Annotated in this window: 12 protein-coding genes and 1 pseudogene; 6 read left to right on the top strand and 7 right to left on the bottom strand. The window is 52.5% G+C overall.

Annotated elements, in window-relative coordinates; genetic code table 11:
* Nucleotides 1-131: 131 nt before the first annotated feature.
* Nucleotides 132-434: pseudogene (locus ACRXB1_RS04720) on the top strand (transposase); the annotation flags it as partial.
* Nucleotides 435-895: 461 nt separating this feature from the next.
* Here the strand turns inward: ACRXB1_RS04720 and ACRXB1_RS04715 are convergent.
* Nucleotides 896-1,237 carry a hypothetical protein gene (locus ACRXB1_RS04715; protein WP_449491271.1) on the bottom strand — a complete coding sequence of 114 codons (342 nt, stop codon included), beginning with the start codon at nucleotides 1,235-1,237 and terminating at the stop codon, nucleotides 896-898.
* A 234-nt stretch (nucleotides 1,238-1,471) separates the two neighbouring features.
* On the opposite strand from ACRXB1_RS04715, the gene ACRXB1_RS04710 reads away from it, so the two are divergent.
* Nucleotides 1,472-2,676, top strand: a protein-coding gene (locus ACRXB1_RS04710; protein ID WP_449491275.1) for an IS3 family transposase whose coding sequence is annotated in 2 segments (ribosomal slippage) — nucleotides 1,472-1,796 and nucleotides 1,796-2,676 — 1,206 coding nt in all. Because the reading frame shifts where the segments join, the coding sequence is not laid out codon by codon here.
* A 394-nt stretch (nucleotides 2,677-3,070) separates the two neighbouring features.
* On the top strand, nucleotides 3,071-3,571 hold the full coding sequence (locus tag ACRXB1_RS04705) for a hypothetical protein (RefSeq protein WP_449491270.1): 501 nt from the start codon (nucleotides 3,071-3,073) through the stop codon (nucleotides 3,569-3,571).
* Between the two features lie 45 nt (nucleotides 3,572-3,616).
* On the opposite strand, the gene ACRXB1_RS04700 is transcribed toward ACRXB1_RS04705, so the two are convergent.
* Nucleotides 3,617-4,792 (bottom strand): ISL3 family transposase, encoded by a 1,176-nt coding sequence (locus ACRXB1_RS04700; protein WP_449491269.1) that lies wholly within the window; start codon nucleotides 4,790-4,792, stop codon nucleotides 3,617-3,619.
* Between the two features lie 366 nt (nucleotides 4,793-5,158).
* Between ACRXB1_RS04700 and ACRXB1_RS04695 the strand changes: the two genes are divergently transcribed.
* On the top strand, nucleotides 5,159-5,848 hold the full coding sequence (locus ACRXB1_RS04695; RefSeq protein WP_449491268.1) for a hypothetical protein: 690 nt from the start codon (nucleotides 5,159-5,161) through the stop codon (nucleotides 5,846-5,848).
* A 339-nt stretch (nucleotides 5,849-6,187) separates the two neighbouring features.
* A complete protein-coding gene (locus tag ACRXB1_RS04690; protein ID WP_449491267.1) occupies nucleotides 6,188-7,189 on the top strand; it encodes a hypothetical protein in 1,002 nt (333 codons plus the stop codon).
* A gap of 61 nt (nucleotides 7,190-7,250) precedes the next feature.
* Here ACRXB1_RS04690 and ACRXB1_RS04685 read toward each other — a convergent pair whose 3' ends face one another.
* The 3 genes from ACRXB1_RS04685 to ACRXB1_RS04675 all read right to left on the bottom strand — a co-directional run bounded on the left by ACRXB1_RS04685 (nucleotide 7,251) and on the right by ACRXB1_RS04675 (nucleotide 9,780).
* Nucleotides 7,251-8,039: a CAP domain-containing protein gene (locus ACRXB1_RS04685; RefSeq protein ID WP_449491266.1), complete on the bottom strand. Its 789-nt coding sequence runs from the start codon at nucleotides 8,037-8,039 to the stop codon at nucleotides 7,251-7,253.
* Nucleotides 8,040-8,320: 281 nt separating this feature from the next.
* The gene (locus ACRXB1_RS04680) at nucleotides 8,321-8,929 is read right to left on the bottom strand and encodes a hypothetical protein (protein ID WP_449491265.1); all 609 of its coding nucleotides are present in this window, start codon (nucleotides 8,927-8,929) and stop codon (nucleotides 8,321-8,323) included.
* Nucleotides 8,930-8,955: 26 nt separating this feature from the next.
* Nucleotides 8,956-9,780 carry a hypothetical protein gene (locus ACRXB1_RS04675; RefSeq protein ID WP_449491264.1) on the bottom strand — a complete coding sequence of 275 codons (825 nt, stop codon included), beginning with the start codon at nucleotides 9,778-9,780 and terminating at the stop codon, nucleotides 8,956-8,958.
* Between the two features lie 348 nt (nucleotides 9,781-10,128).
* On the opposite strand from ACRXB1_RS04675, the gene ACRXB1_RS04670 reads away from it, so the two are divergent.
* Entirely contained in the window at nucleotides 10,129-11,154 is a 1,026-nt protein-coding gene (locus ACRXB1_RS04670) for a helix-turn-helix transcriptional regulator (protein ID WP_449491263.1), read from the top strand.
* Between the two features lie 42 nt (nucleotides 11,155-11,196).
* Here the strand turns inward: ACRXB1_RS04670 and ACRXB1_RS04665 are convergent, their stop codons facing one another.
* Both ACRXB1_RS04665 and ACRXB1_RS04660 read right to left on the bottom strand, forming a co-directional pair.
* Nucleotides 11,197-11,346, bottom strand: coding sequence for a DUF4113 domain-containing protein (locus ACRXB1_RS04665; protein ID WP_449491274.1), 150 nt, complete (start codon nucleotides 11,344-11,346; stop codon nucleotides 11,197-11,199).
* A gap of 114 nt (nucleotides 11,347-11,460) precedes the next feature.
* Nucleotides 11,461-12,807 (bottom strand): autoinducer binding domain-containing protein, encoded by a 1,347-nt coding sequence (locus ACRXB1_RS04660; RefSeq protein WP_449491262.1) that lies wholly within the window; start codon nucleotides 12,805-12,807, stop codon nucleotides 11,461-11,463.
* Between the last annotated feature and the right edge of the window lie 76 nt (nucleotides 12,808-12,883).

Raw genomic sequence — 12,883 nt, 5'->3', positions numbered from 1 at the left:
GACTTGCGACGATGGACGCACTTTCACGCGACGCGTCGATGATATTCCCGGCTTCGCCACGCGACCGATGCAGCGGCACGACTTTGAATTGAAGTTCCGCAAAAACGTGGCATCGCGAATTGGCGACTCGCGCGGACAAGAACTACGACACTGCTGGCTTCGTCGCCAGTTGTCGCGCGAATTGCGTCACGCCGCATGTGGCGCAAAACGATGGACGTCCGGAAGGTTCAGCAATTGACGAGCGAACTACGCGCTGGCCGGGTTACGCGGTAAGCCAGCAAAAACGTAAGCGCATTGAGCAGGTATTCGGATGGGGCAAGACAGTTGGTCGAATTCGCCAGGTCATCTATCGGGGACTTGAACGCGTAGACCAGCTCTTCGTGCTGACGCAGGTCGGCTACAACTTGACGCGTATGCGCACACTTGCGGGCTGAGGGGCAATAAGCAATGGCGTAACACGGATATCGTGAACCCGCGAGCAACGTGGAATGCCTGCAAACGTCTTCCGGGTTTCAAAAGTGCGAGCCCCAGCATCCGTCGTAATGCACCCGAACGCATCAACGACCGATATTTCAGCAGCCTGCTAAAAAGGCCGGCGCGCCTGTGCTTGCGTGAATCAGTAAAGTGGCGTGCATTAGCTATAGGATCAGCTGCTCGACGGAGCTTGCTCGCTCGCCGAAAAACTCCTGCCAGTCGAGTTTTGCTTTGAGTTACCTCGCTTGACATAAATATAATTATCAACTTTCATTAGGATACCTGACCATGCAAAGCTTCGTACTATGCTGGGCACCGACGGTAGCTGTGGGGCAATCGTATTCAGCAGTCAAGCGGTATCTCCGATGCCGGTGTTTGAGGGACGCAGCTACAGTTTGCAGGCCGCCCCAAACCGTCCAAATTATAGTTTCACCACCCGAGCAAACCATTCAGCATAAGGCGTGTTCTTTGCCATGCGCCGGTTCCAATCGGGCGCACCATCTGACCACCAAACGGGACCCCGTTTACCCAATTGCGTTTTTATCTCGTCAATTCTTTGTCGCGCTGCTTCGCGACCAGCGGTGTCGTCGCGTCGCATAGCAGTACCCTTTTCACGGCGAGCCTGCATCAGCTTATTGACCAAAATCGCTCTTTTCTCCTCGGCCAGGGACGGGTTGGTACATCGCCAAAGGCGCCCTTTGACGATAAAATACCGGCCATCTGGAGTACCGTGCATTTTTCGAGTCACTGCTTTATCTAACACTGGGTGCTCCGCAGTAGCCTATAAGAATCAACAAGCATGGTGCCGCATACTGACGGATCTTGAAATTGAAAGTGCAGGTCTCTCCAGGCGCATGCCATGTAATCTTGTCTGTATTTTCGATGATTGTAAGTCATGGTGGGTGGATTGGCCCCGTCCAAAAACGGACACGAGGTAACGCTTAAATTTTAAGGTAGTCTCTCGCCTATGTTTAAGCCTAACTCCAATGTAGAACCCATCGAGGTTCTGACCCAGCCGGAACAGCGCCGGCGCCGCTCTGTCGATGAGAAGCTTGCGATAGTGCGCGAGACCTTCGAACCAGGAGCGAGCGTTTCCGGGGTAGCCCGTCGCCATCAGGTGAATGCGAACCAGGTATTCGCCTGGCGTAAGCTGTATCAGGACGCAAGCCTGTCAGCCGTGAGTGCTGGCGAACAGGTGGTGCCAGCCTCCGACCTTGTCGAAGCGATGAAGCAGATTCGCGAACTCCAGCGGCTGCTGGGCAAGAAGACAATGGAAGTGGAAATACTTCGCGAAGCAATGGAGTACAACCGGGCAAAAAAATTGATTGCGCGCTCACCATTGCTGCCGGGGGACGACCGTTGAAGACGGTCTGTGAAGTCCTGGGTGTGTCGCGCTCTAATCTTGCGGTCAAATCGAAGCGCCTCGTTGGGTGGGTCGACCGGCGCAAGATGCCGGTTCTAGACGACATACCGCTGGTCACCGAGCTTCGGGGACTGGTCTGCGACCTGCCCACCTACGGTTACCGGCGTGTATGGGCGCTGTTGCGGCGAAACAAGGATGCACAGGCCCAGCCTCGCGTAAATGCAAAGCGGGTTTATCGCGTCATGCGCACCCACGGTCTGCTGCTCGAGCGCCGTCCTCGGCATCCTGAATCCACGCGCCGGCACGACGGCAGGGTCGCGGTGGACCGGAGCAATGCGCGCTGGTGCTCGGACGGCTTCGAATTCCGTTGCGATGACGGCTCGCCATTGCGCGTCGTCTTTGCATTGGACTGCTGCGACCGCGAAGCCATGAGTTGGGCGGCAAGCACCGGGGGCTACACCGGCGACATGGTGCGTGACGTGATGCTTCAGGCTGTCGAAAACCGCTTCCACGGAGCGCTGAAAACCGATAGCGAAATCGAGTGGCTGAGCGACAACGGTTCCTGCTACATTGCCGAGGAGACGTTGACGTTCTCGCGGGCAATCGGTTTAAAGCCCATCACAACCCCTGTCCGAAGTCCGCAGAGCAACGGGATGGCTGAGAGCTTCGTCAAAACGATGAAGCGGGATTACGTTTCGTGGATGCCCAAGCCTGACGCGACGACGGCGCTGCAAAACCTGGCCATCGCGTTCGGCCACTACAACGAACTGCATCCGCACAGCGCCCTGAAATACCGCTCGCCACGCGAATTCCGCCAGCAAGAAAATTCACCAACCTAAGCGTGACCACGTGTCCGGTTATGCAGGGGCAAGTCCAGTGGGCGCCACGTGATTCCCGTCCGGCCGAACTGAAACGGTGCTTGAATGGCTTTTTGCTAACAGTTCACGTGCGCAGTGTCCGGACGGTCGTAACGCACCTGCTGACGGTCAAGCGGGGCAAGTAAGTTGGTTGAGCCGATTGCTTGCGACGTACGACATAGCCAACGGCGGACCCAAGAGGCTCACGCGGGTTGGCCAAGAATGCTGTCGTGTCAGGCTCTGGGTGCATCTCGGCTCTCGCCACTACGTTTCGACAGCGGAGATGAGCTAGGCACCCTGTATGGCATAAATTGAAGGAATTGATGGGCGTAAGGACTTATCATTACTACCATTTCCATATATCAGGCGGACAGATATGGCGGATGACCAACAAGCATACGAAGAAGAAGTCGATTGCCTCAGGGTCACATTGCGTGAGCACCAAGAAACACTCAGAAGGCTAAGTAATACACTTAACGACCATCTACAGCTGCACATTACCCGGCATCATATGCTGCATGCTGCATTACGAGACATCGTCGCGGTACATTCCGTCCCTGTTGACATCGCTGAAAAGATCAGCAACGGCGGAGGCGATGGTGACGTGGAGTCGTTCGATGCTAGGGTGCGTCTTGGAAGAGCGCAAGAGCTGATTGAGCTGATCACTCAAGAGCTTGCAAACGTAGAACGCACGATAAACCTCAAGCAGTCGCTTCGTGACCTGCGCGTTCTCGACGGCTACGCACAATTAGAACGTGATCGCGACGGAAAAGTGCTTGATAAGCTGAAAGAGCGCATTGTGTTTCTTGAGGAATGGATTTTACGTCTATCTGCTGATTTGCCTTCGCATGTCCAAAGCAAAAAGATTCGACACTAACATCAAAAAATTTGGCGCTTTTGAAAACGGAGTGGGTAACGGGGCTCACCGGGCATGCTCATTGAAGCGTGAGAAGTCTAGTTTTCCGGCGATGAGGAACATGACCGTGCGCATGGTTTCGAAGCGAGCGTATCCGCGTGCTTTGCGCTTGGCGGCCTGAAACAGGCCGTTGATAGCCTCGATGAACCCGTTGGTTTGGCGCGTCTGAGTCCAGGCAACAATGCCGTCGAAGTGTCGGCGAATCAATCGCGCAACGTCCTTCATCGGTTCGACCTTCGAGCGCATGACGTTGGTGCACCACTGGCGCAACATCGCCGACACGACATTGATTTGTTTGCGCTCGAGAATGTCGCGCAGTTGCTCACGGTAAAGCCAGGCTCGGGCAGTACGCTTGGTGGTGTACTGACTGACGAGCGCCTCGAGGTCGGTGAGTTGGGCCAGATTCAGTTTGTTCGCGTCTTTGAGCAGCGTCCAGCGCATGCCTTTGAGTTGCGGGTCAAGCTTCTGTTGTTGCCTGCGTACAGTGTCAAGCGCCTTGGACGCATGAGCGACGACGTGAAACTTGTCGAAGGTCAGCCGGGCGTCGGACAGATGTTCATTGACGCCCTTGATAAAGGCCGGCGACATGTCGATGCTGACCGAGCCGATTTGCTCGGACGTGCCACCGTGTTCGCCCAGATAGGCCGCAAAGCGTTCAATCCTGCTGGCATCCTTGCCGGGCGTGACGAACACGACCCGCCGCGCCTGCATATCGGCGACGAGCGTCAGATACTCATGACCGCGCCGGTAAGAGGTTTCGTCAATTGCCACCGCTGTCACGCCCGACAGGTCAGCGGCCGCGAGTGCCAGCTCTACATACCGCGAACAGATGGCGTGTACTCGATGCCACAACAGGTTGACGGCACGCGCGACAGCGGCAAACGGCATCTGTTGCGCGAGCATCAGCACGAGTGCCTCGAACAGCAGCGTGAAGCCGTTGAGTTGGCCTACCCAATTAGGTTCGACCAACCGTACCGAGCCATCGGGCAATCGCACACGCGGCACCCGAACTTCCAGGAAGCACTCGTGCTGAAAGAAATTGAGGTGACGCAGACGCTTGATTTGTGTGTCGTGTACAGGGTGCTCACCGGCAACTCCGGCATAGGAAAACCGGGTGCCCGCGACAAAGTCCACGGCAATGGTGAGTTGACGCTGAGCCGCATCAAAGTCAACGGCTTGCACCTACCAAGGCGCGGTTATGCCGAGAGCAGATTCGAACAGTTGATTCGTCATAGCTTGTTGGCTTTGCGTGGATGATTCCCGCATTCTGCCGCAATCACCCACGACTCAGCTTACTGATTGACGGCGCCTCAAGGGTTCGCTGCGCCAGGCTTACGCCCGCCCTTGACCCGCCAAGTTCACCCACTCCAAATTCAAAAGAGGCAGAGATGTCCGAATTTTGGCGAACAGGAAATACTCCAGCTTACGACAATCCTCACTAAATTAGAATAGTCGAAATCTCGCTTTGGTTTGCTTGACCTATTGCACTCTCAGGCGCCCTCCGATCTCGATGCCCTCCAAAATATACTGACGGAGTGGACCATAGGCATGGCTAAAATTGCCTTGGACGAGATTCAGACCCGCCTAAAAATTATTGCTGAACTCAAAGCGAAGGTGCAGGTAGCGGGCATTGATGAGGTTCACGAACTCCAGCCTCTTTTTGAGAAGGGTCTATGGATGTTCGGCTCTCAGTTTGAGTCAATAGAATTCACGGCCAACCGAGGAATGACAACCGTCATACGCGACCTCTTCGGCGTGAAGGGCGGCAAGGGTACACCTAACAGACCGGACTTTGTTATATTGCCCGACAGCAGTGTCGGCTTTTATGCATGCTCTTCCTTTGACGAGGAATACAACGAGGACGGAATTGCGCATGTCGTCATTGTTGACCTGAAGACCACGGGGCTGTCGCTTGGATCAAAGGAAAAAGAGCAAGTCTGGAAGTATGTAAAAGAGCTTAAGAGGAAAGGCATTATTGGTAAAGCCACGGAGGTAGACGGCTTCGTGCTTGGCGACCAGATCGAACAAGGGGAAGGAGGCACCCGCACTGAGGACGACGATCAGGTAAAGATCAGACCACTTCGTTACGACACGATTTTAATTCGCGCTGAAAAGCGCATGCTCAATCTCCACCAGAAAGTCAAAGACGCACCGTTTTTGACCGACCAACAAGACATGCTTTCGCAGTTTATCAATCCGATAGTCGCGAGCCAACCATCGCTACTCGAAGAAGATTGATCGAGTTCGGTTACTTCAATGCAGAGAATGCTCGCCTTGCTCTGAGGAAGAAGCATACAGCGCGCTAAAGTAACCAGCTTTCGGGGGCATTTACAACATTGCCCCTGCTACCGCAAGTACCTGTCCTCCAGACGTATTAGTCATATGCAAGCTTATTGAAATGAATGCATACGGCACCGCTTCTCACCAGCAAAATACTGGCAAAAGAATTTTACCTAGTCATTGAAAGCAATCTCACGGTCTCCTAATATGTCTTGAGACGGATACCTCATAGGGGAATCGTCTGAGGTAACGGTTGGTGCAGTCTTTCAGTGCAAAGCTCGTAAGAAGGAAGAAATCGTGCTGAACATACTCCGCAGAATTGCTGCGCTGCTCGCGCTCGTTAATTCCCTTGCATTGGCTCAAGAGGACTGCACTAAGTTTGTGGTCTTTGACGAATACAGTTCGTCTTCGGACTACGCCTCATACGAGCGACTCAAAACCGCTACCTGCCAAGACACAGTAAAGGACGTTGGGAGCGCTAAGTCCCAAAGCCTGAGCTTAGGCATACCTACGGAAGTAGCCGACGATGTATTCAATATCAAGTTTGATGGCAAGACCTCGGATCAAAACTGGGATACCTGGAAGCAGCACTTCTGCCAGTCTACCTACTACGAAGCTCAGACACAGCTTTCTGAAAAACACATTTCCAAAGTCTTCAGTGACAACGCATTGGCAGCGGTAAAAGCATGCGAGGCGTCTGACCAGAACTACGCCTACTTTCAGATAAATAAGCCCGGTGACAGGTTCTCCTATCGTTTCAAAAAACGTGACGGCAAAGAAACCCTGAAGAAAGCAACGCTTTCGGGAAATCTAGCATCGGCAGACTGTCCGGCGGACAACCCCTTCAAACTGACCAGCATGCAGAGATTGTTCGGATATGACCTTTCAGGGGTGCCGCTTCAGGCTGACTGTCCATGGAATGGACAATCCGGGGCAATGTCCCTTACCCTCAAGAATGGCGGAATTGTCACTGCCGACCTTCCGAAGCTTCAAAGGGTAGACATACCTCCACCGCCGCCACCAGCACCTCCACCTAAGCCAATCATGATATTTTGGACTACGAATAACTGGATGCGCGGCCCGTTCTCCATTACTCTACCTATCGGAAACCTGACCTGCACACAGACCGGTAAGTCTGGAGGGTGGCGAGCCGGGACTGGAGAGGCAATTAATTCTCGCGTGTGCCCGGACTTAACATTGAACAAGGGCAACAACTCGTTCGATTCAAGGGACTATGACAGCGACTACACAGACAACTACGGAGTCTGTTCCTATATAATTTCTTGCACACAGAATTAGCGGCAAGACAGCGAGCGTCATACTGTGATTGCGAAGGCGCATTGTGGAACCGAGGTGAAGGTCACCACATAGACGCTGAGTCTCCTGTGGTGATCGGAGCTAAATTAAGCCCCCGTGGTAAAGCTCCAACTGAGTGAAAACGCGGCACCATTGTCCAGCCCGTAACACTTGCAGAATAGGTCACGTTTGAAGCCAGTGGAGCATACGGAACGCATATGCCAAAGCTTGCCGCGTCGCTGCTTGTATTGTGATCCTGAGCTTTGCAAGCAACATTGTTCCCAGCCGCATCCTTGAGCGTGAAGCTTGAAATATCAATGACGGAATTGACCGTGCCATGCGAGACGATAGGATGGCCCACCGTCTGCCCAATGTATTGAGGCTGGTCAGCAAAAACGTTTGGCGACTCCTCTGCTACCCATGACGTTTTCACACCCTTCTGATTGTTGTATGGATAGGCTACAAACTGGCTAGCTCCCACCACCTGCTTATAGTCCGCAAGGTCAATGGTCAAAGCGCTATATAGAGACGCACCCGTCCCGCTCGTGACAAAGCCAACACCTGATACTGCATAGTCGGCCATCAAAACACCCCGATGATATGGAGCATCAAAGATATTCTCAGCGGCAAAAGTTTTTGCAGCATGTGGTCCAGTGAACGCGACTACGACCTCTCCCCAGAAATTATTCTTGTATGCGGCCTGAATGCGCGTACTTGGGTCTGCACCGGTAAAGCCGGGAAGTCCTGCGGTTTCGGTGTGACCACTTGTATTGTTAAGAACCACATAGGTCGAATGACTTGATGCAGCCGTAGTCAGTGAAGGAACCGAATTGGACAATGTGCTCAGGCCCATGGCGGCACGCCGATTGTTTATCCAGCCTGACGAATCAGCGACAACATCACCAAGAGGTGCATAGGCCGTATCCGTTCCCGATGGCAACAGAGAAAATGTCGCGGTGGGCGGGGCAACTGAGCTAGCAGGAGTTGCTGGAGTGGCGTTCGATGATGACCCGCCTCCACCTCCGCAACCGGCTAAGGTAGTTGTCCTACACAGATAAGAAGGTCTCTCAGGTTCTCGCTCTTCATGATTTCCTCGTTCGCTATATTTATATTTTTACCATCAATCTCTTCATGCTACGGATGCAGCGCTCGCGATAAGTCCTCGACCAACCCACGAGCAGTTATTTCGTCCAGGCCGCATGCCAACATCGTTGCTTTCCCACCCGCCTCCGCGTCCACTTGCCATGACACGTTAGCTACTTTCCGCATCCAACCTTGGCGCGCCGACGCAAGCCCTGCTGACAAGTTCGCGTTCATTGAGCGAAATGCCGTGTCAAATCCTGGCGTTCCAACAACCAAAGTCGGAGAGATAGAACCCTCAACGTTAGACGCCCAATTTTTCATCATGAAGTGATGGATATCACTTGCTACTAGAAAATTCTTGTTGCTAAGAATACCTTCAGGTCCGGCTTCAAAAGAACTCGCCGCTCGTTGCTTATTTGGAATCTTGTTAAAGTGCATGCGCAGCAAAGAAAACACTACGAATGCAAAAAAGACGGTTATCGCTAAGGGCTTGAAGGTGGAGCGGCCATCCGAATAGATAACGAAAGACATGAACAGGGCAAGGAGTGTCAGCGGTATCGCGAAAGTGAGCACAATCCCGGTGGACGATACGGGTGACGCGGGTTGCACATCAAACAGCCAGCCGTTCTCTGTTCGACGCTTCGTATATGAGCTTTGCATGTGATTCTCCTAGAAGGGTTCAAACTTTAGTAAATCCAACCTTTTGGCACGAGACCACCTTTCACAGGCGCTACATGCTCCTGGATTTCCTTCCCTTCGAGTGAAAATAGCGGTGTCACCTTGCTTGCATCCCCCGTTACAAGTTCAGCCGATACGATTTGCACATCGATGACCGCACTAACAGTTACGTCGTCAACATGGTCGATTTTTCCAGAGACGAGCTTGACATAGTACGTAACGGGAAGGTCGATAAAGCCGCTTCCCTGCCGCTTGCTACCAATCGCTTCTTCTATCTGCCGCGCTCTCGCATTGCCAACCGTTTTCCTGATATCAGATTTAGCTTGACCATCAAACGACAGTGCAAAGGACATGCTTTCGTTGTGGCGTGACTGCCCGTTGCTATTCGACAGGTTCAATCCTATTGCCTGGCTTTTGTCGATGCCCGAATAAGACGGAAAACTGAGGTGCACACGATACTCGCCTGTATCTGGATTCAAAAGTTCTAACGACGCACCATGTGGGACAGTGATTGCGACCAGCCCGATCTTCGCGCTGCGAAGAGACTGCAACGAGACTTGCTGCGCTTTTACGAGGTCAGCTAGCTTATAGGGATTGTGTTCTTTGCGAATCAAGGGGTCGCCGAGCAACGCCACAGACTTCGGGTCGACTCCAGGAGTATTGGCAAAGCTTCTTAAGTATTGGTGGCGATAGTCATCCATGAACGCAGGTGACTGTGAAGCTGGACCGTCCAGCAAGTTCACCCGCGCTATTTCTTGCGCTTGTGCGCTCGTTACAGAAGCGGTCATAATCCACACCGCCAACCCCAGCAACACGGTTTTTAAGGATGTCATCTTTAGCGTTTTATCAGTTTTGATTTAGCAACGATGCTTTAGGCATAAGCCCTTCGAGACCGGGGCTATTTTTGACGAAGAGAAATTTGTCGGCATGATCAATTTTGATCAAACTGAAACCCTGTCGCAAATAACCAACACTAGCCGAGATACTCAGATATGGCGCCGCGTGAAGTCAGGACTGGAAGCCTAGATCAATGGGACAGTTTGCTAGGACAGTTCTATGATTCGATACTCGAACCGAGTCTTCTTCTTCCTGCACTGACACGATTTGACCGTTGGCTTGGAAGCGCGACATGTCATCTGTTTGGGTGGGATGCGTCGGCGGCTGGTCCCACGTTCAGCCTGATGACAAACCACGACTACGTGCCAGCGGGAGATGCCTATGCTAAATATTATGGAGCTATAGATCCGCGAAGAAAGTTCGCTTTTGATATGCCAGCAGGACAGGCATATTCCTGTGCTGACCATTTTGACCGAGCATTCGTGGACAGAAACGAATTTTACCAAGACCTACTTATCCCTTGGAACCTTCGTTATGTAATTGGTGGGACCGTATATCGAGAAGAGAATCTGAACGTCATGTTTGCGTTCAACCATCTCGTTGGTCAACCTGCTTTTTCACCAAAACAAATTGCCGCTGCTAATAGAATGCTGCCTCACATCGAGCGAGCACTACGTTTTATCACTAAAAGCGAAAAGCTACGAGCAGCGATGTTGGCCGGGAGTGTTGGACTTGAAGCTTTGGGTCAGGCCGTAGTTGTTCTTGACCGACGAAACCTCATTACTTTCAGCAACGCTCTAGCTGACGCACTCATCAAAAAAAACGTCGTGTTCCAAACCGCAAATCAACGTTTGGAGACCACCACCCGGGGCAACAGCCAGTTATCGGCGTCCATCGAACGAGTGAGGACCATGCGCCAACCTGAAAGCCTCACAGTTCGGATCGCGGGTCTGAGTGCAGAACCCGAAAAGTCGTTCTTTGTCACTATTATTCCAATTTCGCCCGAGCCTCTGATTCAAATCGTGTCACCACACAGTGGCGCGCATGCGAATTGGGCAACCTCTAGTGCTAGCGTTCATAACACTTTTAGCGCAGCGGACCTGATGATTATCGTCAGCAGTGCCGGGACTGAGCGAACGCCGTCTTCCAAGCAATTGATTCAATGGTTTAACTTTAGTCCTGCCGAGGCAAAATTAACCCAGGCGTTAGTGACCGGACTATCGCTTGAGGAATACGCTACCGAGTCACATGTATCCGTAGTAACAGTCAGAAATCAACTTCGGAGCGTCTTGCAAAAATCCGGCTATAGACGCCAGCAAGATCTGGTTCGGGCATTAGCCAAGCTCCCAAGTTCAGACCCATCCTCCTGATTATAGATAGGAATCCATAATTCTATGGTGTCTCTGATATGTTTAATTTGCTATGGGTATGGATTCCCATTCGGTTGTATAGCAAGGCGTTTTTTTGCCTTGTGTCATATGCCAAGCTTGCCGCCCTTCCACACTTCCCACCTTCAGGGTTCCCCGCCCAAACCTCTCATTGACTGAGTCCATGGCGAGCATGAGCTTCGAGCGCTGACTTGCATTTGTTCTGGATGCTTGTCGAATATGAAGGTAAAAGATCAGCAACTTGTAGGTAGTTGCCGCATTGTGGCTTTGTCCCACTCCGAAATTTTTTTAGTGGAAGGACCCGGACGAAACGGAATGCGTTGGCCACTCTGCGATTTCTGCAGGTTCAGCCTCCGACTCCCATGCAGGCATTCCCGCCGCAACGCATTCCTCCTTGGTTGCCGTGGTCGCAAAGCAGTGCACGTCGACCCGACGCAATTGGACCACGTCTTTTTGGTTCGGCATCACGCGATCAATGAGATTACGCGCTGACGCTCGGTCGTCGAAAATTTGTGCTTCCTGCAGATCACCTGCCAGCATCTTTGAGAAGAACGGACACCCGTGATCGGCGCGTAGGAAAATGCCGCGGCTTTCACTGTAGATCACATAGGCAACCTTACGATCGGAGACGACGGTAAGTAAGCCTTGGTCATCGGCGATCTTCGTCGCCTCATGAATATTTTTTGCTTTCAACTTGTGATTGATTGATGGAACATGCACACGCTTTAGCGCGGTCGGGGACAGATTCAAAATATCTGCTATCAGCTCCAAGGTGAAGCCGCGCTTCCTTGCGCTGAGAATTTGAAGCTCGAACGTGGACAGGCGTGTGTTCGCGAACGCCAGCGCGACTTCTTTCTTCATGTACCATTCAAAAACCTGAGCGGACAATGATCGGAACAAGGCCTGACTTTCACGCAGACATTCTTCGCCGCCATCAGCAGGCAAAACATTGTTTGCAACATACAGTGTCCCGAAATTGTTGCTACCCCGACAGTGCGCGGGAACAACGATCCAACTCTTCATGCCCATTGCGCGGGCGCGTTCGGCAATCTCACGGCGTTGTCCCCTCATGTTTTCGATCATGCCCAGATCGGAGGAGAAGAAGGGCTCGGGTGAATGTCGCGATCGGATTAAAAACGGATCAGTCGCGTAATAGCGAAGCGACACATAGTTTTGTAGCGCTTCCGCATGCGAGGTCAGGATGCGATATGAAACGGGGCGACCGTTCGCGTCATCCTCGGCTAAGAAATACATAAAACTCGTAGCGCCCAACGTTTGAACGAGCGAGGTAATGCACACCATCAACTCAGTTTCGTCTCCGGCGCGATAGAGGTGATTCAGCGCTTTAAGCTGATCTCGGATATCAACTGACGCGAACGACTTCGGTGGTACATAGTGAGCTTCGCGAAGCAGATGGTCGACGACCGGGCCGACCCTCTCCGAATGTGGATCGCCCCTTAGGAATTCTCGAATACTCGCGTCGTTGGCAAGGACAACCTGGGTGATTTTGGGCCCAAGTTGCTGCTCACTGGCGAACGATTCTCGCTCGATTAAGTGACCAAGAGAACCGTTGCTCGCGCTGAGGCGGACAGTCTCATGTCCGAGAAACAGAGTGACTGGTTGCGCAGAAGACATGGATCTTTTCCCGAAAACCGAACCCATATTTAACTGCGCACTGGAACAGCATTCATTTCTTCTTACAAATTCTCAC

The sequence above is a fragment of the Caballeronia sp. M23-90 genome, from assembly GCF_053574605.1.
The sequence above is the reverse complement of the archived record's forward strand: the minus strand, read 5'-3'. Positions and strand labels throughout refer to the sequence as shown.

Bases quoted from the DNA above. Each gene is read 5' to 3' on its own strand.
- ACRXB1_RS04665 (WP_449491274.1), bottom strand. From the start codon at position 11,346: ATGCTCGCCATGGACTCAGTCAATGAGAGGTTTGGGCGGGGAACCCTG.
- ACRXB1_RS04680 (WP_449491265.1), bottom strand. From the start codon at position 8,929: ATGCAAAGCTCATATACGAAGCGTCGAACAGAGAACGGCTGGCTGTTT.
- ACRXB1_RS04670 (WP_449491263.1), top strand. From the start codon at position 10,129: ATGACAAACCACGACTACGTGCCAGCGGGAGATGCCTATGCTAAATAT.
- ACRXB1_RS04660 (WP_449491262.1), bottom strand. From the start codon at position 12,807: ATGTCTTCTGCGCAACCAGTCACTCTGTTTCTCGGACATGAGACTGTC.
- ACRXB1_RS04685 (WP_449491266.1), bottom strand. From the start codon at position 8,039: ATGGGCCTGAGCACATTGTCCAATTCGGTTCCTTCACTGACTACGGCT.
- ACRXB1_RS04675 (WP_449491264.1), bottom strand. From the start codon at position 9,780: ATGACATCCTTAAAAACCGTGTTGCTGGGGTTGGCGGTGTGGATTATG.
- ACRXB1_RS04695 (WP_449491268.1), top strand. From the start codon at position 5,159: ATGGCTAAAATTGCCTTGGACGAGATTCAGACCCGCCTAAAAATTATT.
- ACRXB1_RS04705 (WP_449491270.1), top strand. From the start codon at position 3,071: ATGGCGGATGACCAACAAGCATACGAAGAAGAAGTCGATTGCCTCAGG.